Genomic DNA, 20,820 nt, shown 5'->3' with positions numbered 1-20,820 from the left:
CCTGACTCACTTTCTTTTTTAATCTTGTACTTACGAAATTTTCATGTCGACCCTACAGCCTGACAACGCGGACAATTCAGCAGACGCTGATCGAAAGTCGGTACAGACTGACATCAAAGCAGCCGCCTGGTTGTTTGAGCAATTGGCCGTTGATGCCGGTCACTCTGCTGATCGATCACGGATTCGACGTGCATTGATCGAAGCAGCGTCTGCAAGAACAACAAAAACAGACGACGATTGGTGGAATTGGTTAGTCGAAGCCAGCCAGAGTTTAGAGCTGCAATATAAAGTTATGGATTGTACCTTCCGTGAACTCGTCGCGATTACCAGTGAAGGGGGGCGCGTCATCACTCGGGTGGGCGATGAGCATCGCTGGACTGCCATTCTTTCTACCAAACGTCGACGCTTCCAGATTCTCCAGCCTCAACGGGATCGTACCCGGATCTGGATTAGTGCCCGCAGAATGCGGAGCACGTTAGAGGTTTCAAGTCGAGAAGATGTGGTCCGTTGCCTGGTCATCGAACCGGAACTCACTGCTTCCGATATGAATTCGGGAGAAATACACGATCATAGTCCGCTTGATCGCGTACTGAGATTGTTGAAGCCGGAATTCTCGGATATCTGGATCATCATGGTTTTCGCGCTCGTCACCGGGTTGTTGGCTTTGGCGACCCCTTTAGCAGTGGAGACTTTAGTTAACACTGTTGCCTTTGGTCGGTTGCTTCAGCCCGTGATTATATTGGCTTTGATGCTGCTGGCTTTTCTTTCTTTTTCAGCAGCGTTGCTTGGCTTGCAGACTTATGTGGCAGAAATTATTCAACGACGGCTTTTTGCGCGCGTCGCCGCTGATCTTTCTTATCGCTTGCCGCGCGTGGTTCCTGCTGCGCTGGATGGTCAATCGGGGCGGGAACTGGTGAATCGCTTCTTTGATGTCATCACAGTTCAAAAAGCAACCGCAGCACTCCTGTTGGACGGGATTTCGCTGGTACTGAGCACGTTGATTGGTATGACAGTCCTGGCTTTTTATCATCCCTGGTTGTTGGGCTTTGATATCGTCTTGCTGGCGTTGATTGCCTTTGTGATTTTAGTTTTGGGGCGAGGTGCTGTTAACACGAGTATCAAAGAGTCCAAGGCAAAGTACAAAGTGGCTGCCTGGATGGAAGATCTAGTCAGTTGCGGAACTGCCTTTCGTTATCGGGGAGCTGCAGAGTACGCGTTGGATCAGGCAGACCATTTAACCTATGAATATTTGAGTGCCCGCAAGAAACATTTCCGGATTGTAATGCGACAGATTATTTTTGCTTTGGGAATGCAGGCAGTCGCGAGTACGGCCTTACTGGGCTTAGGCGGATGGCTGGTCATTTCCGGTCAATTGACTCTCGGACAGCTTGTGGCTGCTGAGTTGATCGTGACGGTGATCGTCGGCTCTTTCGCCAAGTTGGGCAAACATATGCAGAGCTATTACGATCTCTTAGCTTCAGTAGACAAACTGGGGGTATTGTTTGATTTGCCTATGGAACGCCGGGATGGGCTTCTCAAAATGCCTCATGACCAGCCAGCGGAAGTGGCGGCCAGTAATGTCAGTTGTGCAATGCATCATCATTCCGACCATGGGGCACAGATTAACCTGAATATTGAGAGTGGGGCGAGTCTGATGCTGATGGGGCCCAGCGGAACAGGAAAGAGCCTGTTGCTGGATTTATTATTCGGATTAAGAGTGCCTGCTGAGGGGCATGTTTCAATCAATGGAATTGATCCACGTGATTTGCGACCTGATGCACTCAGGAAACATGTGGCGCTGATCCGGGACATTGAAATATTTTCAGGATCTCTGGAAGAAAATGTGCATCTGGAACGTCCTACTGTTTCCACCAGTGATGTCCGTGAAGCACTGGAACGAGTGGGACTGATTGATGATATCTTGAGACTGCCCGAAGGGCTGAATACACATCTTGTCGAGACAGGGTACCCGCTGACGTCAAATCAGGCGCGCAAGTTAATGCTGGCTCGAGCCATCGTTGGTCGTCCCAGATTGTTACTGATTGATGGGTTGATCGATGCGCTACCCGATCATGAAGCGGAACAGTTGACGCAAATGCTGGTCGATCCAGCGCGTCTCTGGACACTGATTATGGTTACGGGGCGGAGAAGTCTTGCAGAATTGGGAACAGAGATCTACGAATTAGGCGAACCTGCCATTGTTTCTGCGGAAGGGAGTGGTCATGACAGCTAAAAAACCGCTTGATACACCCGCATCCCAGACAGAGCAACAACGTTGGTCGATGCTGGTGCCGGTAGCTTATAGTGAATCCAGTATGCCCGCATTGAGGCTGGCAAGATCATCACGCCTTGCGCGTCGGATCGCCCGTTATCTATTTGTGACTCTGTTATTATCAATTGTATTGATGGCATTTGCTCCCTGGCAGCAATCTGTGACCGGGACGGGCAATGTGCTGGCGTATGCACCCGATGAACGGCAGCAAATCATTCAAGCACCAATTAAAGGGCGGCTGGCCCAGTGGGGAGAGGGAATCTTTGAAAATGCCCGTGTGAAAAAAGGGCAGGAAATTGCTGAAATTCGTGATTTGGATGAATCGTACGCGGCCCGTCTGGATCTGCAGTTGATGAACTCCCAGCAGGCAGTGACGGCGGCAGGTCAGCAACTGGAGGCCAGTCAGCGTGCCCTGGACGCAGCGAAGACGATTGTCGAATCCTATCAGGCACAAGTTCAGGCTTATGAAACTGTCAAGCGAGAGACGATTGACGCTCAGGATGCCTATATCGAAATGGCTGCCAAGAAAGTAAAGGCCGAGAACCAGAAACTGGTTGAATATGAGGCCGCATTACCTCAATTACAGGCTGAATATAATCGTATGAAAACGCTTCAGGCTGAAAATAATATCTCGCTACAGAAATTGCAGGAAGTGAGTCGGAAACTGAAGGAAGCAACCAGTAAAGCAAAGGGAGCTGAGTTCTATTACGGTGCTGCGCAAGATGAATTGTCGGGTAAGCAGAGTGAGCGAAAAGCGAAAATTGAAAAGGCACAGGCTGATATCGATAAAACCAAGGCACTGTTGCGTAAAGCAAACGGGGATGTTTCTAAAGCGGAAAGCGATATCGCCAAGGCGCAGCAGGAGCTGAATAAAGCCGAGAAGGAACTACTTGATATGAAGGTCAAAGTTTCGCGGCAAGAGAACCGGGTGATTAAGGCTCCCTTTGATGGTTATATTGTTCAGATCACGCCCAATCTGGGAACCGCAATCTTAAAACAGGGAGATCCCATCTGCACCATCGTACCTTACACGACTGAGCGATCGGTTCAGATTTGGCTTGATGGAAATGATGCACCACTTGTTGAGCCGGGGCGGCCTGTGAGACTGCAGTTTGAAGGTTGGCCTGCAATCCAGTTTGCAGGTTGGCCTTCCGTTGCTGTTGGGACGTTTGGTGGCGAAGTCGTTTCTGTCGATGCCACCGACAATGGGAATGGAAAGTTTCGAATTCTGGTACGCCCGGATCCGTCAGATGAACCCTGGCCTCAAGATCGATTTCTGAGACAAGGGGTCCGAACCAATGCATGGGTTTTGCTTAAACGAGTTCCTCTCTGGTATGAAGTCTGGCGAAAATTAAATGGCTTCCCGCCCGCAGTCTCAATCGACGAGCCAGGCCAGAAAAACAGCAAGTCAAAGCCTCCAAAGCTGCCGAAGTAAGTTTGGGTGAAATAGGTTGTGTTTGCTGCCTTCGTTATCTGTTGCGAAAAACCTGCAGTTTTCTGCAGTAACGTCGAGAGCAGTCTGACTCTGAATCAATCTACCCTTCCACTTATGCCGAATTCTAAGAGAGAAGGCTTTGTGCCGATTATAATAGCTGTATTAATAATTCAGGTTGCTGGTTGAACCCGCCCGTAGAGTGATTAAGTAATGTTCAGAGTTTTAGTCCCATTTATGTCTGCAATGGCAATCGGATGCGCTGGCACACAACAGAAAGTGTCTCAGTCTGATTCTGAAATGCCTGTTGCTGTTGCGCGGATTTCGCTTGAGCCCGCACCGACTGAAACGGATGAATTGTCACAAATTTCTCTGAACATACAGCGTGATGAGGAATCGCTGGCCAAATTTGAAGAGAAAAGTGAGCCACCACAGCCTTCGCAGGAAGTGTCTCTCGTTTCGTCTGAAGCGATCAATGAGGAAGTGATCGCCATTCCTCAAATTCCCCCTTTACCAGATGAAAACTTTGCGCCCAGCCGAACGGGTCTGGCTCTCGAAGAGGTCATCGATTCAGTTTATCAAAGCTACCCATTGCTTGATGCAGCGATGTATTCCCGTGAGGTTGCTGCCGGTGATCGTTTGCAAACATTAGGAGAATTTGACCGTAAATTCAAAGCAGCTACCGAAAATGGGCCGATGGGGTATTACAAAACGTATCGACAGCATATCGGTCTGGTGAAGCCTTTGTATTCGGGGGGGGAAGTCTTTGCCGGCTATAAAATTGGTCGGGGAAATTTCCAGCCCTGGTATAAGGAAAGGCAGACCAATGAAGCGGGAGAGTTTAAAGCAGGCTTTTCGGTGCCACTCTCTCGAAATCGGGATATTGATGCCCGACGGGCTGCGTTGTGGCGTGCGACATTCGGCGTCGATGCTGTTGAGCCGGATATCCAGGCACAGCTGATCGGTTTCGTTCAGGAAGGGACCTATGCTTATTGGGACTGGGTCGCAGCGGGTGCCAAGCTCGTGATCGCAGATCAAATTCTCAAGCTGGCTGAATCGCGGACGGATCGGATTCGTAGTCAGGTAGAAAATGGATTTCTCGATCCACCGGAATTAACCGATAACTTGCGACTGGTTGCTGAGCGTTCTGGGAAGCGTGCTTTTGCCGAACGAAAACTCCAACAAGCGGCAGTGAAACTCTCATTGTATTATCGTGATGCTTATGGCAACCCGCTGATTCCAGGACCTGATAAGATTCCGACTTTTCCCGATTTAGAATTGATCAATGCTGAGCAGGTAGAGCACGATTCCCAATTGGCACTGGAACAACGCCCGGAAATTTATGCACTTGATCTCTTACAGCGCCAATTAGACATTGATCATTCTGAAGCGATGAATGACTGTCTTCCCGCAGTCGATTTAGTGATGGCGGCTGCCCAGGATGTGGGTTATCGAACCGATCCCAAGAATGATAAAGGCCCATTTCAACTCGATGCCATGCTGTATGTAGACGTTCCCATTGAACGTCGTAAAGCCCGCGGGAAAATTCAGTCGGTGAGTGGCAAGATCTCGCAGCTCAATGCAAAGCGAAAATTAACCGAAGAGAAAATTGTCGCGGAAGTCGAATCAGCCTACGCCGGGCTGATTGGAGCTTTTAAACAGGCCAAACAGGCCGAGCAGGCCGTTGGGTACGCAGAAGATCTGGCACGACGCGAGCGTCGCAATTTTGAAGAAGGGTTGTCAGATCTGTTAAAAGTGACTTTACGTGAACAATATGCGGTTGAGTCAGCAGAAAAAGCAGTGGATGCAAAACTTCTGTATTTCAAAGAGCAGGCGGACTACAGGGCCGCACTGGCAGAAGATCAGCTGCCGGCTTCTCAAGGTGAATAACAGTCTCTGTTTTGTTCTGCGGAGATTCGTTGCTTGAGATAAGGAAGAGATCACTCAGGTCATTAACGATTCGAAAAAAGACTCAACAGAGAGCCACCACGATGATAAGACATCGGAATCACCACTTGCTCTGCCTGTTGATATTATGCTCGATTATAAGCCGCCCCGATTCATTGGTTGCAGACAGTGAACCGGTTTTGTTTGAGCAGAGTCTGTTGGGGAAAACACGGGAAGAGGCCGGAGACGGGGAGTGTCAAATCTGCATTCGCAAAGGGCTCTTCTATTCTCCTGAATGCGGGACCCTGTTTCAGTGGAGTGAGGGAACTGGCTGTTCGGGGGGACCTCAACTCGATCAGCCTCTGCAGACGGATCGTCCGAATTTTACCTCGACTTCGGTCACCGTGGGCAAAGGTGTCACACAGCTTGAATTCGGATATACCTTTGCCGATGACAGCCCGGCAGGGCAACAGGTCAGTTATCAGTCGTTTGGCGAATTCCTGTATCGGCGCGGCATATTGGCGGAGTGGCTGGAATTTCGTCTGGGTTTTTCTCCGTTGCAGCAAACGACGGTGGCGGGACCGTTTCAGAATACTACGGCAGGCAGCGAAGATTTGTCTGTCGCATTCCAGTTTGCATTGACACCCCAGTCGGGGCTCTTGCCGGAATCGGCGTTGATTGTGCAGATGAGTGTGCCGACCGGCAGTACCGCATTTACTTCGAATCAAATCGAGCCGGGAGTCGACTGGATTTATGCTTGGGATGTGAATGATTTTATTTCATTTTCCGGCTCCACGCAGGGCAATCGTAGTTTTGATGACAATCACCGTTCCTATCTGGAACTGGCACAGTCATGGAACGTGAATTATACATTAACAAAGCAGATGAGTGCCTTTACCGAATGGTTCGCACTGATTCCCTGCGGTTCGAATACCGAACAGACCGAACATTATATGGACGGCGGTTTCACCTATCTGATTAACAATAATCTGCAGCTCGATATTAGTGCCGGCGTGGGTCTGAACGAAGCCGCCATTGATTATTTTGTCGGCGCAGGTTGCTCGATTCGCTTTCCCTGACGAAACAGGAACATGATAGAATCAGCGTTTGACACCTTCGATAATACTGAGTTCGGTTTCAGTGGGGAAAATGCCTGTCAGTTCAAAGCCAGCCCGCTGATACAGAGTTCGGAATTGTTCCGCTTTTCGTTCTTTGCCACCGGTGACCAGCAACATGACCAGATCTACGAATTTTCCCATGAAGGGGTCGTTGCCCGGATCAATGACACTTTCGATTATCAGCAGTTTTCCGTTCTCAGGCAGGGCGGTATGACAGTTTTTAAGAATGGTGAGTGATTTATCGTCGTTCCAGTCATGGATGATATGACGCATGAGATAGGCGTCTGCTCCCGGGGGAATCGATTCAAAAAAATCGCCGCCAATGAGGTCACAGCGATCTGCGACTCCGGCCTGTTCAAACAGCGATCGTGCCCGTTCAACAACATCAGGTAGATCATACAGAATTCCCCGCAATCCAGGATTAGCCTGGAGAATGCTGATCAGGTTCGAACCATTGCCTCCGCCGACATCCGCCAGTACTTTGATTTTGGAAAAATCATACGCATCGGAGATCGCATCCGTTCCTCGACCATGAATGCCGATCATGGCTTTGTCAAAGATGCGGGCCTTGTCCGGATGCTCGGAAAGAAATTCAAAAATCGATTTTCCCCAGATACTGTCGTAGGCAGGCTTACCGGTCTGGAGGCTGTAAATGATTTCACACCAGGGACGAAACTGGTCTTCGCCATTCATGATGGCTAAGGCCTGTTTTGAATGGGAGTGATCGCTGCGCAGTGGTTCTGCCAGTGGCGTTAGGGAAAACTCTCCCGCTTCATTTTCTTCAAAGATACCGACACTGGCCAGAGCCCGTAACAGACGATAGAGAGACTCGGCATCGGTTTGTGTGGCGGCAGCGAGTTGTTCTGGCGTCTGGGGACCGGGGATTAACAGGTCGGCAATTTCCAGTTTCGCGGCGGCATAAATACTCTGTGATTTCCAGTAGCCGGTAATCATCTGTTCGAGTTGCTGGTAGTTTGCCTGATCCGTCATGTCATTTCCTCCCGAGATCGTTTCAGCGTGGCTATTGCTTGACGCCTTCAATGATACTGAGTTCAGACTCTGTGGGAATAATGCGTGTCAATTTGAAGCCCGCCTGTTCTAAGAGAGACTGGTACTCTTCGGCGGTGCGTTCCTTGCCGCCGGGAATCAACAGCATGACCAGGTCGAGAAATTTGCCGGCGAACGGGTCGTTCCCTGCGGGAATTACGCTCTCGACGATCAGTAGCTTGCTGTTTTCGGGCATCGCGGCGCGGCAGTTTCGGAGAATGGTGAGTGATTTTTCATCGTCCCAGTCATGAATAATGTGACGCATGAAATACACGTCCGCTCCCTGGGGAACAGATTCAAAAAAACTACCTCCGATCAAGCCACAGCGGTCACCCAGGCCTGACTGTTCGATATGCGGTTGAGCTCGTTCAACGACATGCGGCAGGTCAAACAGAGTACCTTTCATTTCAGGATACTTGTGAAGAATGCTGGTGATATTCGAGCCGTTTCCACCGCCGATGTCCAGCAGCGTTTTCATTTCTGAAAAATCATACGATTGCAGAATGACGTCGGTTTCTCTGCCGTGAATGCCGGTCATCGCTTTATCAAAAATCTGGGCCTTGTCAGGATGCTCCGGCAGGTATTCGAAGAACGGCTTCTCGAACACTTTATCGAATGACGTTTTGCCGGTTCGAATGCTATAGAGTATCTCGCCCCATGCCTGAAAATGTTCGTCGCCCGTCATCATCGCCAGCGCCCGTTTGGAACCCGGAACGTCACTCCGCAAGTATTCGGCAAGAGGAGTGAGTGCAAATTCTTTTTGTTCATTTTCGATAAAGATGTCCACACTCGCCAGCGCCCGTAACAGACGATATAGTGCGCCAGCGTTAGTTTCCGTTGCAGTCGCCAGCTGCTCTGCCGTTTGTGGTCCTTCAGCCAGCAGGTCGGCAATTCCCAGACTGGCGGCGGCGTAAATGGCCTGCGATGACCAGTAGCCGGTAATCATCTGGTCGAGTTGCTGATGCGGTGCGGTTTCCGTCATGGGCTTTGTTTCTCTCATTGGGGGATGTTATTTTTTTCCGACCGGCGGTGGTTGAGGTCGGGAAAATGTTAATTTTTCGGCCGTCGATTCATCGGCCTGATATTCATAATCATCCAGATTGAAGTTGGTCAGTTGTTCTGGTTTATCAACGCGATTCTGAATCATCCAGGCCGCCATGCGTCCACGGGCCTGCTTGGCGAACAAGGCAATCGTGCGTGATTTGCCGTCTTTGATTTCCTTAAAGACTGGCGTGATCACCGGACCGTCCAGTAATCGGGGTCTGATCCCTTTAAAGTATTCATTCGAGGCAAGATTGACGAACGCTTTCTGTTTCTGCTTTGCCAGATCACGATTGAGTGACTCCGTGATTTTGTCGCCCCAGAAGTCATACAGCGATTTCCCGCTGCGTGTAACGAGACTGGTCCCCATTTCCAGCCGATACGCCTGCATCAGATCCAGTGGACGCAATACGCCGTAAAGACCTGAGAGAATTCGCAAGTGATCTTGCGCGAAGGACAAGTCGCGGGCTTTGAAGCGTTTGGCGTCGAGTCCCTGGTAAACGTCGCCGTTGAATGTGAGGATTGCCTGTTTGGCATTATCTTTGGAAAAGGGCCGTGACCACTCATTGAAGCGGCTGTGATTCAGTTCGGCCAGATCATCACTGATGCCCATTAATTCTCTCAATGATTTTTTGGACATCCGCTTCAGTTTTTTGACGAGCGTTTCTGCTTCATTCAGAAATTCGGGCATCGAGAATTTCGATGTTTGCGTTTGCGGTTCCAGATTCAGAGATTTGGCGGGAGAGAGTACCGTCAACATGGTCGCGATCCGTCCTTCTGCAGTTTGATGTGTGTCCGCATCGGTTATAGATCGCGCAAGTCGGATTGTCAACAAACTGCAAACGAACCGACTACGGTTTGATCGCGAGATAGTATTCGATCATCGCATCCACTTTGTCGGTTTGGGGATGCAATGAGCCCCAGCGGAAGACCATCACCCCGGTCGCGGGTAGACGCGTGCCATGATCGAGCACTGGTTTCACCTGTTCGACAGAGACTGCTTCGCCCCAGTCTGAGAGTTGGACGATTGGCCAGATTTTGAGCCGTTCTCCCGGTTCGCCTTTAATGTCCAGATAGTTGCCCAGCCAGGTGGTCTGACGAGAAATCCAGGCCGGGTCCTTGGGATGATTAAATCGCGCGTGATAGGGCATAATGCTGAAGACATCGACATACTTTGCTTGCGCTTTCAAGTCGATGGCGAGTTTGTTTTTGAGGGCGCCGTTGAACTCGGTATCGGTCCAGGGACAATGAAATGTTCCCAACAGCGCCTTGGGGCGTGTTTCATCGATGATCGAACGAAACTCGCGGACCCAGTCGGTAAACACATCACAACGCCACTGCACCCAGGCCGCTTTCTCTTTTCCCAATAGAAGCGAAGAGAGTTCGGTAGTGGGGGCATCAGGTAATTCAATTTTCGTATCCCGCTGAAACTGTTTCAGACAGCGATCGCAAAAACAGGTATCCGGCATGTCGGGAACTGCGCGTTCCCAACTGGCGTGGCTGTGATGATAATCGAGCCAGATGCCGTCGATTTCATATTCCTTGAGCACTTTGCGAAATTCGTCCATCCGATATTTGCGATAACCGGGGTGCGTCGGGCAGATTCCTTGCCATCCCTGCGGCGCGGGACAGATCTTTCCGTCGACTCCGATGGGAGATGCATCCGGATGGTCTTTGAGATAATTGGCAACGTGCATCGTATTAAATTCCGCAAAGACTTTTGCACCCTGCTGTTTCAACTCGGCGATGCGTTTGTCAGTCAAGCTCCCTGATCCCATGAAGATGGCATTCACACCCAGTTCCGGTAGTCTTTTATTCTGCTCCAGCAGTTGTGTCGGCGTGCCGCCATAGATGCCGCGAATTTTGATGTGGGGTCGAGGGTTTGGCTCAGCCGACTGCAAAGGGGCATCTTGAGCCAGGAACAGGCAGGTATAGGAAAGTAGTATCCACTTTAAATTTCTGGTCATGGGAAATTCTCAAGTCAGGAAAAAGTTACTCTGATGAATTATTAGTTACGATAGTTTTAAGCCACTCTCTTACCTGGGTGCGTTCAGGGATGTCTTTCAAAACCCATTCATCGGAATGATTGGGGTAGGGGAGTGCCATGAATGTGAATTGGCCTGGAGATTGCGACGCTTTCAAAAAATCTTCCGTTGCCTGGGTGCTCCGTTCGTGGCTAATGAATTGCGGGCGTGTTCCCAGTCGCGCGAGTCGTTTGCGGGCGGACGTGGAGTCGCTGTCGGCGTAATTCCATTTCCGGACGCCGTCGTAATGACTGTGTGGCAGCATGGCTTTCCAGAGGGCCGCGATTTCATCATCACGCAGGCCAATATAATTGCAGGCGATGGCGCCGCGTGAAAAGCCAGTGAGGATCACATTATCAGGGTCGCCGCCATATTCGCGACAGATGCGGGTGACGGTCTGTTTGCAGTAGTCGGCGGTCGCATCGGGATCGCCCCACCATTTGAGAGCGTGCTTGCCAGCTTTAGAATCGACGAAGGGTAGGCTGACCCAGATCATGCCTTTCCCGCCTGATAATCCATAGCCTAGTTTGCAATCCTGGACGCGACCCTGGCTACGATCGCCGAGGGCATTCTTGAAACCGCCGTTCCCCGGATATTCCATGATCACGGGATATGTTTTGTCCGGTTTCCAGTCCGAGGGGAGATACAGCGCGTGTGCGATTTTGGTTTGTTCAAATCCGGGGTTCGTTTGCCAGACCCGTTTGCCGGCCTGGGGTTTGTCATGTGTGACTGCGGGGACGGTTAAATCGGAGGGGAGGGTGTTGAGGTTGTTCGGCTCTGCAGCGGATAAGTCGATGGACTGACAGACTAATAACAGTACAAGTCCCAGATGTTTCGTGCAGTTCTGTACTGACATATGACTGTTCTTTCCGATTCCGATGATTTCTATTTCTGAAACACATCCGCCTGGGGATCGCCGCCCGCTTTGAGATAGGCCAGCAGATCCAAGATTTCTTCTTTAGTGAGAACGTTGATCAGGCTGGCAGGCATCGGCGAAGTTTTAGACAGAATCGATTCTTCAATCTCGTCCCGTGGGACAGGCACGGTTGTCTGCTTGATCGGATCGGTTTCGACGGTGATGGTAGTCTTGTTCACTCCGACAGGGCGTCCTGTGACAACCTTTCCACTCTCAAGGATGTAAACAGTATAAAGATATTTTTCGTCCATGACCCTGGAGGGTGTGATGATCGATTCCAGTATGGCGCGGCTGTCGAAGCGTTTGCCCACGTTCGTCAGGTCCGGGCCGATCTGGGCTCCCGTGGAACCGATGCGATGGCACTTCAGGCAATTGGCGGCGAGCAACGCCTGTCGCGCACGTTTATAGGAACGGTTTGTGGTGACTGATGCCAGATGCGGTTCGAGATCGTCGAGTTTCCACTCCTGCACGAAGGGGCGGGCGGGAACGGTTTCTTCTTCGACAAGAGGCTTATCGAGTGCCGCGATTTCCTTGCTGAACTGCTGACGTTGTTGTTCGGTCAGCATATCTAAGAAGTCGACACGGATATCCCGCATGCGTTCGGTGAGCTGTTTGCCACCGGAGAATGTGCGGGCGTGTGCCAGCCAGGCGAGGAATTTTTGCCGCAGGTCCTTATTCCAACCCTGTCGGGCAAATGTCAGAGTGCGCGCGGCTCTAATTTGTTCCTCTTGTGTGGATGTGTCGGTGTCGGTCAACAGAGCAACAGTTTGCGGTATGACTGTTTCCTCTTTGAGATAAACCAGCAGATCACAGAGCAGGTGATTGGCACTGCTGGTAGCGTGGGGGTACAGTGGCTGTAGTCGTTGTTTAACGAGGTCGGCCTGTGCTGTCGTGGGAGCACCGAGTCGAATAAAACAAAGCTCGTATGCCCGCAGTAGGGCGAGCAGCTGTTGTTGATCTACTTGATTCAGATCAATGCGGTTCAAAGCCGCGAGGACTGCGTCTTTGTCTGCAGCGGTTCCCTGGTGACACAGTGCAATCAAGCCGGCGATCGCGGCGGTGCTGTTTGTTTCCGAGAGGGCGCGTGCACGCCACCTAGAAACATCCTGGTTTTCAATCGCACGGCGGGCTGCAAAACGGAGCCAGCGATCGGGGCTATTCAAGTGAGGCCAGATTAAGTTGATGTCCGTGACGGGACTTGTTTGATACTGTTCGAGCTGACGACGCAATAATCGTGCGGCCTCAGCCAGGTTTTTGGTTTCCTCATCGATCTCAGGGGCTGTCGATTTTTTGTTTTGGTGTGCTGTTGGTGTGACACGGTACAGGCCTGACTGCGATCCCCGGCCCCCGGTGATAAAATAGAGGGCGCCATCGGGGCCGAACTGCATGTCGCACACATTCAGCGGGCCCCCTTCCAGAAAGACCTCGTATTGGCAGTTGTAGCTGGCGCCGTTGGGAATCAGATCAACGAGCAGAATTCGCCCGTTTTGCCAGTCGGCGATGTAGAGCGCCTTTTTAAAGCGTTCGGGGAAGTTGCCGTTGGTTCCAAAGACCATGCCGGTGGGTGAACCCAGGCCGGTATCGAGCGTGCTGGGGAGGCTGTCAGCATAATACTCGGGCCATTTCCCAGTGCCCCACCGCCAGCCGTATTCGCCGCTTGGAATAATATGATTCACGCGTGTCGGACGATACCAGGGTTGTCCGATGTCCCATTCCATGTCGGCGTCGTAGGTAAACATTTCCCCTTCCGGATTGAAGGCCATGTCGACCTGATTGCGAAAGCCGCTCGCCAGTATTTCCCAGGTCTTCCCATCAGGGTCCGTTTTCAGAATATAACCGACGCGATCATCCTGGCCAGCGTCGTGCGGATTCGGCAGCAGGTGATCGTTGTGTGGATCGCGGTAGGGAGAATTGGGGGATACACCTTCCGGGAATGCGACATCATTGCCGACCACGAGGTAGATGTTGTTGTCGGGGCCAAGGACGATCTGATTACTGCCGTGACCGAAGCGGCTGCCATACTCCAGTTTTTTCAATAACTGTCGTTGATCGAATTGGCCATCACCGTTGGTATCTTTTAAGCGATGCAGGCCTTGGCCGTTGGTCTCGCTGACATATAAACTGTGATGGGCATACAGTACGCCGCGACAGTGTTTGAGCGTGTTGTCGATTTTTTCGAAGGGGATCTTTTTCGCTTCGTCGTTAAGTGAGAGTCTTCCGAGACCAACATCGTCGAGTCCCAGAATGAGCCGTCCCTGATCGTCGAACGTCATGCTGATCCACGAGCTTTCCCCTTTCTGAGCGGAACGGAGCAGTTCGACCTGAAAGCCGGGCTGCACGCGAATCGAACTGACGGGCGTCGCCTGATATTCTTCGGCTGTGCCCCGACTGACTGATCCGAAGCAAAGCAAAAAACAGGCGATAGTAATTCTGTTCAAACTTCTTATCACAGTTAGTTCCCGATTCTTCAAGCACATCAATTCAGAGACGAACGTAGAGGCTGCGTTTACTGCTGTATTAATTTCAGGATCGCAAAGACGGGGCGATGATCGGACGCCAGTGGTTCGGCGATGACTTTCGATTCCAGCATTTCAAATCGTGTGGCGGGCCGGTAGAAAATATAATCAATGCGGGATCTCGGTTTGGTAGACGGCGCTGTTGGTGTGGCGTTGTCATCGATGGCGTTGGTCCATTGTTTGAGCAGGATTGTAATCGGCTCGGCGTCCGGCTTGGCGTTCATGTCGCCTGCGAGAATGGTGGGAATGCCATCATCGACGGCGAAATGTTTGTTGATGGCTTTGGCTTCCGCGACACGATCTTCAGGCAGGTTGTGTTGAAAGTGGGTACTGATAAAACGCAGCGGCTTGTTGCCAGGACCACGGACGGTGACGACAATCGCACCGCGTGGGTAGGTTACCAGCTTGGGTGTACTCTCGGTATAAGGCAGCGGTTGAATCATCACATCCAGGATTGGCAAGCGTGTGAGAACCGCATTGCCGAACAGCCCCCCTTCATAGTGTTGTGTCGGGCCAAAGCGGACTTCCATGCCGGTCAACTCAGAAAGTCGCTGTGCTTCGTGAACACGGCCGGAGCGTTTGACACCGACGTCAACTTCTTGCAGAGCGACCAGATCTGGTTTCGTACGCTCAATCACTTTGGCCAGGCGGGCGACATCATATTTGCCGTCAGTGCCCTGACCGTAGTGGATGTTGTAGCATAAGATGCGAAGCGTGTCCGTGTTTTCGGCACTCTCTACGCGATGAGAAAACAGGCAGAGAAGACAGAGGGCACTCAGTGTAAATAGACAACGTTTCTGCATGGTGGTTGGCTCCTGCGCGAAAAAGTCTGGCTATCATTGGGCTCTGTCCAGGGAAGACAGAGCGGAAAGCTTCCACTTTTACTATGAGTGAACCGTTCACTTACGTCAATCCATGAGGTGCGTTTCCTCAGTCAAAACCGGCTGAGGGAGGTTATTCTGAGGGTATCCATACGTTGAACAGACTAGTCGTCATCATCGGAAGGTGAGAAGCTTCCCCAGAGGCAGAGTCCACCAAAAAGCAGTCCACCCACGCCGAGCGGCCAGCCCCAGGCTTTGATGATAATCAGCTTAATGAGGCCTCTTCTCCCTCTGGCTTCCGCATCAATCATGGCATCAGGATACATAAAAGATGCCACTCCCAGACCGATGAGGAGCAGACCAAACAGAACGGATTGCCAATTTTCCAGTAGATACTTGGGATGCATGAGAGGTTCCTCGTTTAAAATCAATATTCATTCGTGGGAGCGTCTAAAGTTGATCCATCAGAATTTCGATCAGGTGAACAATGATTCTGTTCAGACGATACCTACTGTCAACTCATTCATCGTTACATTCCAAATTATTAATATTCCGTATTGAAAATTCGTTGAGCAACTCATTCTGAAATCTGTATGCGACGGAACGGCGCAGACAGGATGAGAGTAAAACGTCCTGTATTCCGGTTCGTCTGGGATTCAAGTAAGTATTCATTTTTCGGTCATGTAATCTTCACAATTGGAAAGTACTATCTGCCCAACATCGGAGAGCGAATCAATCTTCCTTCCGACAACTGGTCAGACAAGACCGACACCGGCATCAAATGCCTTGAAATGCGAAAACAATTAATTTTATTTTTTCCTTTTGAGGAGTCTGTTGATGCTTCTTTCTTTTTCGCGCGCTGCTGGTGCGCGTGCTGACAAATCCGTTCGTCGTTCTGGATTTACTCTGATTGAATTGCTGGTGGTGATTGCCATTATCGCGATTCTGATTGCTTTGCTGTTACCGGCTGTCCAACAGGCGCGTGAAGCAGCCCGTCGCAGCAGCTGTAAAAATAATCTCAAGCAACTCGGTCTGGGATTGCAAAACTACCATGACACCCATGGCGTGTTTCCTCCAGGGGGTGTGATTGGAACTTGTGCCGGGAATCCTCCGACTAATATTTCCGGCATTCAAGAATGCAGTGGACAGAGTCTGGGAGGCAACTGGTTGCTTTTTATTCTGCCGCAGATGGAACAAAGTCCCCTGTGGGAAAAAGCAGCACCGATTTTAAATACCAATAATCCATTGGATAGCATGAATAATGTTTTCGGACACTTTTCCCCTGCCGTGTATCGTTGTCCCAGTCATCCCTGGGATCGTCGCAGCAATGTTGCGTTTCGTGCTCTGGAGCATATGTCTCGCGGTAATTATGCGGGGAACTATGGCTCTGGGGATTTGACTGCTTCCTATAAGGGGCAGACTGCGGGTGTCTTTACGTTGAATTCAGCAACCAGCATCCGGGATATTAAAGATGGTACCACGAATACTCTATTGATCGGCGAAGTTAATTACATCAATGATGTGACTTCCGATGCCCGCGGTGCCTGGGTGTATTCGGGTATGGGAGGTTCAGCCTTCAGTTCAGGGCGAAATCCCAATAGTACGATTGCCGATATTCTGGCTAGTTGCAGTAACACCACTGAAATGCCTTGTACCGCAGGAAATGATGGGACACAAATCGCCGCGCTGCGTAGTTTTCATACCGGGGGCGTGCAGGTCTGTCTTGTCGATGGTTCCTGTCGGTTTATCTCAGAAAACATCAGCCAGACAATCTGGCAGGCTTTAGGAACACGCGCTGGTCGGGAAGTCATCGATAACTTCTAACGTATCAGCAAAGTTCTGATTTGCTGCATCGCTTTTCACCGGAAAACGGATTTACAAATTCGTTTTCCGGTACTTCTCTTTTTTCTAACTGTTTGGAGAAATGCTCAATGAAACATTATTTGTTGCTCATGGTCTGTCTGTTTTGTCTGATGTTGACACTGCCCGGTTGCTCTGGTGATTCGGAAGAGGGAACGCCCGGAGACTCCACGCCGACTCCGGAATATACCGATCCCTAAGATCTGCCATCAGAAACGATTTCCGTTTCTGATAGAAAACGGATCAGACAAGACGCGGGCCGGTCAAATCTGAATGAAACACTCAAAACGCTGTGCACTTTTTTATTTCTTCTATTTCACTTTAAGGAGATGACGATGCTAACCCCATTATCATTGATCACTGCCTCTGCATCCAAACGGCCTGTAAGGAACCGTCGCGGATTTACGCTGATTGAGCTTCTGGTTGTGATTGCGATCATTGCCATTCTGATTGCTTTGCTGTTACCTGCCGTACAACAGGCACGCGAGGCAGCCCGACGCAGCAGCTGTAAAAATAATCTCAAGCAGTTGGGATTGGCCCTGCAAAATTATCATGACACTCACAGCGTATTCCCGCCGGGGGGAGTCATCGGGCCTTGTGGAGGTTCTCCTCCAACAAATCTGACAGGACTACAAGAATGTGGGAATGGGGAAAGTCTGGGGGGCAACTGGTTGCTTTATATTCTGCCTCAAATGGAACAAGGCCCCCTGTGGGAAAAAGCGGCTCCCATTCTCAGTGGGAGAGACCCACTGGATTATATGAATAATATTTTCGGCCATTTCTCTCCTGCTGCCTACCGTTGTCCAAGCCATCCCTGGGATCGTCGCAGCAATGTCGCTTTCCGTTCGATCGAGCACATGTCGCGTGGAAACTATGCGGCGAATTATGGTTCTGGTGATTTGACTGCGTCTTATAAAGGTCAGACTGCAGGTGTATTCACGATCAATTCAGCAGTTGCAATTCGAGATATTAAAGATGGAACAACCAATACGCTTCTGGTAGGCGAAGTTCAATACATCAACGATGTCACGTCTGATGCACGTGGTGCCTGGGTGTATTCCGGAATGGGCGGTTCAGCCTTCAGTACGGGACGTAACCCAAACAGCATCACTCCCGACATCCTGGCGAAGTGCAGTAACACGACTGAAATGCCTTGTACTGAAGCCAATGACGGAACTCAGATTGCCACTCTGAGAAGTTTTCATACGGGAGGTGTGCAGGTCTGTCTTGCCGATGGTTCCTGTCGGTTCATTTCCGAAAATATCAGCCAGACGATCTGGCAGGCTTTAGGAACACGAGCCGGACGTGAGGTGATCGATAACTTCTAACACGACGAAGTCAGAAGTTGATGATCTCACTTGATTCAACCGGAGAATGAACTTCCACTCATTCTCCGGTTGTCCTGTTACAGGTAAGAGGAAATGAGTGTTGATACCTGCTCGCCGATTGTACAGTGTTGTCGGCAACTTCATATAAAATCTGGTCTATGGGTTTTGTAAGGGCAGCGTGGAGCGTAATATAAATCAGCAGAGACAATTTAACTGGTTTACTAACAGAGGGAAAATAAATGAGTCGCACATCGCTTGTGAAGTATGGTCTTACCTTACTTCTAATCATGTCGTATCAGTCAAACGGGCAGGCAGCAGCGAAAGCAGAGCAGACCGCCACCGGGTATGTGTTTCACGATGCGAATAACAATCGCAGGAAGGACGCCGGAGAAAAAGTTCTGCCGGGGGTCCGCGTATCGAATGGCGTTGAGATCGTCAGCACCGATGAAAAAGGCCAGTATCAACTGCCAGTGACCGATGATACGATTCTGTTTGTGATTAAACCGCAAGGCTGGCGGACGCCACTGAGTAAGAATCTGACACCGGAGTTTTACTACATTCATAAGCCCAACGGTTCACCGAAAACAAAATATGCGGGCGTCAAGCCAACCGGGCCTCTGCCCGCATCAGTGGATTTTCCGCTGTATCCTCAGAAAGAGCCCAGCCAGTTTCGGGCGATCTTCTTTGGCGATCCACAGCCACGCGATCAGAAGGAAATTGATTACATCGCGCATGACGTGATTGAAGAACTGGTTGGTACCGATGCTTCATTCGGCGTGACTCTGGGTGATATTCTGTTTGATAATCTCTCTCTATTCGAATCGCAGGCACGCGGCATCGCGCTGTTGGGGATTCCCTGGTACAACGTCATCGGTAACCATGACATAAACTACGATGCACCCAACGACAAACTGAGTGATGAAACCTTCGAACGTAATTTTGGTCCTGCTTATTACTCATTCGATTACGGAACCGTCCATTTTATTGCTGTGGATGATATTAACTGGATCGTTCCCGAAGGGAAAAAGAAGGGGAAATATCAGGGCGGACTGGGTAAAGAGCAAATGACGTTTATCAAGAATGACCTGAAGCAGATTCCCGAAGATCAACTGGTCGTGCTGATGATGCATATTCCACTGGTCGACGTCGAAGATCGGCAGGAGCTGTATCGGTTGATTGAAAAACGACCCTTCTGCATGTCGATTTCTGGGCACACACATCACCATGAGCATCGTTTCATTACGAAAGCTGATGGATGGCGTGGGCCGAAGCCGCACCATCATATCATTAACGTGACTGTCAGCGGCAGTTGGTGGTCAGGAGCACCGGATGAGCGGGGCATTCCCCATACTATGATGGCCGATGGCGCTCCTAACGGTTATTCGATCATTACCTTTGACGGGAAGGAATATAATCTGGACTTTCGCGCTGCAGGACGCTCTGCAAAATATCAGATGAATATAATGGCTCCCGAAGAAGTCACCGCCGATCAATTGGCCGAGACTGATGTACTGGTCAACATTTTTAACGGATCAGAACGATCCAAAGTGGAAATGATGATCGGCGAAGCGGGAAGCTGGGTTTCGATGCAGCATCATGAGGGCATTGATCCCAGTTTCAAAAAACTGTCTGAGTCAGAGAACGGCGTGAAAGACAAGAAATATCGTGATCTGCCAAAAGCAAAGAAATCGACCCATCTCTGGTATGCGAAGCTTCCAAAGGGATTGAAACCGGGAACGCATCTACTGCGAATTCGTACGGTGGAAATGGACGGCGACAAGCTGCAGAGCGGTCGTGTGATTCGAGTCCTGCCCGCCAAAGAAACCGCTGCCACAGCAGTGACTGAAAAATAAGACGGTCAACCAGTTGAATATCAAAACAGGGGAATGCGAGTCTGTTTCGCATTCCCCTGTGTCATTGATGGCTTACAAGGAGTGCTGTTTTAACGCTGAGAAATCAGCACTTTGTTGACTTTCTTATGACAGGCGATACAGGTCATGGTCAAGTGCAGGTAACTGAGCGAGGCGCCGTCGATATTCTTTTGCTTTGCGAACTTGATCACCTGTTTGGCGGCGGAACGGAATTCTTCGCTTTGTCGCGCGAAGATGGGGCCTTCGATCACCTGCCATTCGGTGGCGTTACTCATTTCAATCATTTTTTGAGCCCCCTTCTGCATCATGTCATAGTCTTCGACCATGAGCCCTTCCAGAACGAGTTGAGAACTGGTGAGCTTCTCGCGCATGAATTTGCTGAGTTTTTTCTCGCCGTTGCTGTCATCTCCTTTTTCTTTATCTTTCGACTTACTTTCACATTTGTCGGGATCCACGGCGTGGGCAAACTGTGACTCCTCAGTCCCGCCCCAAAATCCTAAAAGTAGAGCGCCGCAAATTAACAAGCAGATCGTTTTACGCATGAGTGTGTCCTTAATCTCTATTGGCAGATAATGGAAGAACCGGTTTACAAGGTCGGTAATAGGATGCCGACGTCCTTTATTATAAAAGATTCTTGATGAGGATCGCAATCCAGGTTTGCGTGCAGCAATCAGAAATGCTGTTTCC

The 20,820-nt window shown here is 50.3% G+C and carries 17 protein-coding genes; 8 read left to right on the top strand and 9 right to left on the bottom strand.

Features of this window, described 5'->3' with window-relative positions; genetic code table 11:
- Positions 1–43 precede the first annotated feature (43 nt).
- From Pan241w_RS21885 to Pan241w_RS21870, 4 genes are all read left to right on the top strand, one after another.
- Positions 44–2,233 (top strand): peptidase domain-containing ABC transporter, encoded by a 2,190-nt coding sequence (locus Pan241w_RS21885; RefSeq protein ID WP_145219955.1) that lies wholly within the window; start codon positions 44–46, stop codon positions 2,231–2,233.
- Positions 2,223–3,707 carry an HlyD family secretion protein gene (locus tag Pan241w_RS21880; RefSeq protein ID WP_145219953.1) on the top strand — a complete coding sequence of 495 codons (1,485 nt, stop codon included), beginning with the start codon at positions 2,223–2,225 and terminating at the stop codon, positions 3,705–3,707. The genes Pan241w_RS21885 and Pan241w_RS21880 overlap by 11 nt, the downstream gene beginning before the upstream one ends.
- 234 nt (positions 3,708–3,941) lie before the next feature.
- Positions 3,942–5,594 (top strand): TolC family protein, encoded by a 1,653-nt coding sequence (locus Pan241w_RS21875; protein WP_198000080.1) that lies wholly within the window; start codon positions 3,942–3,944, stop codon positions 5,592–5,594.
- A gap of 101 nt (positions 5,595–5,695) precedes the next feature.
- Complete coding sequence (locus Pan241w_RS21870) at positions 5,696–6,670, top strand: transporter (protein ID WP_145219949.1); 975 nt, start codon at positions 5,696–5,698, stop codon at positions 6,668–6,670.
- 21 nt (positions 6,671–6,691) lie between these two features.
- Here the strand turns inward: Pan241w_RS21870 and Pan241w_RS21865 are convergent, their stop codons facing one another.
- The 8 genes from Pan241w_RS21865 to Pan241w_RS21830 all read right to left on the bottom strand — a co-directional run bounded on the left by Pan241w_RS21865 (position 6,692) and on the right by Pan241w_RS21830 (position 15,481).
- Positions 6,692–7,699, bottom strand: coding sequence for a methyltransferase (locus Pan241w_RS21865; RefSeq protein WP_145219947.1), 1,008 nt, complete (start codon positions 7,697–7,699; stop codon positions 6,692–6,694).
- Between the two features lie 31 nt (positions 7,700–7,730).
- A complete protein-coding gene (locus Pan241w_RS21860; protein ID WP_145219945.1) occupies positions 7,731–8,738 on the bottom strand; it encodes a methyltransferase in 1,008 nt (335 codons plus the stop codon).
- A gap of 27 nt (positions 8,739–8,765) precedes the next feature.
- Complete coding sequence (gene yaaA / locus Pan241w_RS21855; protein WP_145219943.1) at positions 8,766–9,557, bottom strand: peroxide stress protein YaaA; 792 nt, start codon at positions 9,555–9,557, stop codon at positions 8,766–8,768.
- A gap of 91 nt (positions 9,558–9,648) precedes the next feature.
- Entirely contained in the window at positions 9,649–10,764 is a 1,116-nt protein-coding gene (locus Pan241w_RS21850; RefSeq protein ID WP_145219941.1) for a glycoside hydrolase family 10 protein, read from the bottom strand.
- Positions 10,765–10,789: 25 nt separating this feature from the next.
- The gene (locus tag Pan241w_RS21845; RefSeq protein WP_198000079.1) at positions 10,790–11,677 is read right to left on the bottom strand and encodes an alpha/beta hydrolase family protein; all 888 of its coding nucleotides are present in this window, start codon (positions 11,675–11,677) and stop codon (positions 10,790–10,792) included.
- A gap of 29 nt (positions 11,678–11,706) precedes the next feature.
- Positions 11,707–14,175, bottom strand: a complete 2,469-nt coding sequence (locus Pan241w_RS21840; protein ID WP_232107230.1) for a c-type cytochrome — start codon at positions 14,173–14,175, stop codon at positions 11,707–11,709.
- A gap of 68 nt (positions 14,176–14,243) precedes the next feature.
- Positions 14,244–15,056 carry an endonuclease/exonuclease/phosphatase family protein gene (locus Pan241w_RS21835; RefSeq protein WP_145219926.1) on the bottom strand — a complete coding sequence of 271 codons (813 nt, stop codon included), beginning with the start codon at positions 15,054–15,056 and terminating at the stop codon, positions 14,244–14,246.
- Positions 15,057–15,238: 182 nt separating this feature from the next.
- Positions 15,239–15,481, bottom strand: coding sequence for a hypothetical protein (locus Pan241w_RS21830; protein WP_145219924.1), 243 nt, complete (start codon positions 15,479–15,481; stop codon positions 15,239–15,241).
- 430 nt (positions 15,482–15,911) lie between these two features.
- Here Pan241w_RS21830 and Pan241w_RS21825 point away from each other — a divergent pair, with 430 nt between their 5' ends.
- From Pan241w_RS21825 to Pan241w_RS21815, 4 genes are all read left to right on the top strand, one after another.
- On the top strand, positions 15,912–16,898 hold the full coding sequence (locus Pan241w_RS21825; RefSeq protein WP_145219922.1) for a DUF1559 domain-containing protein: 987 nt from the start codon (positions 15,912–15,914) through the stop codon (positions 16,896–16,898).
- Positions 16,899–17,005: 107 nt separating this feature from the next.
- On the top strand, positions 17,006–17,134 hold the full coding sequence (locus Pan241w_RS29925) for a hypothetical protein (protein WP_261344250.1): 129 nt from the start codon (positions 17,006–17,008) through the stop codon (positions 17,132–17,134).
- 135 nt (positions 17,135–17,269) lie between these two features.
- Positions 17,270–18,262, top strand: a complete 993-nt coding sequence (locus Pan241w_RS21820; protein WP_145219920.1) for a DUF1559 domain-containing protein — start codon at positions 17,270–17,272, stop codon at positions 18,260–18,262.
- 239 nt (positions 18,263–18,501) lie between these two features.
- A complete protein-coding gene (locus Pan241w_RS21815) occupies positions 18,502–20,115 on the top strand; it encodes a calcineurin-like phosphoesterase C-terminal domain-containing protein (protein ID WP_145219918.1) in 1,614 nt (537 codons plus the stop codon).
- Between the two features lie 89 nt (positions 20,116–20,204).
- On the opposite strand, the gene Pan241w_RS21810 is transcribed toward Pan241w_RS21815, so the two are convergent.
- Positions 20,205–20,675, bottom strand: coding sequence for a hypothetical protein (locus tag Pan241w_RS21810; protein WP_145219916.1), 471 nt, complete (start codon positions 20,673–20,675; stop codon positions 20,205–20,207).
- Positions 20,676–20,820 lie beyond the last annotated feature (145 nt).

The organism is Gimesia alba (assembly GCF_007744675.1).
GTDB lineage: Bacteria > Planctomycetota > Planctomycetia > Planctomycetales > Planctomycetaceae > Gimesia > Gimesia alba.
This window is presented reverse-complemented; position numbering and strand designations above follow the sequence as displayed.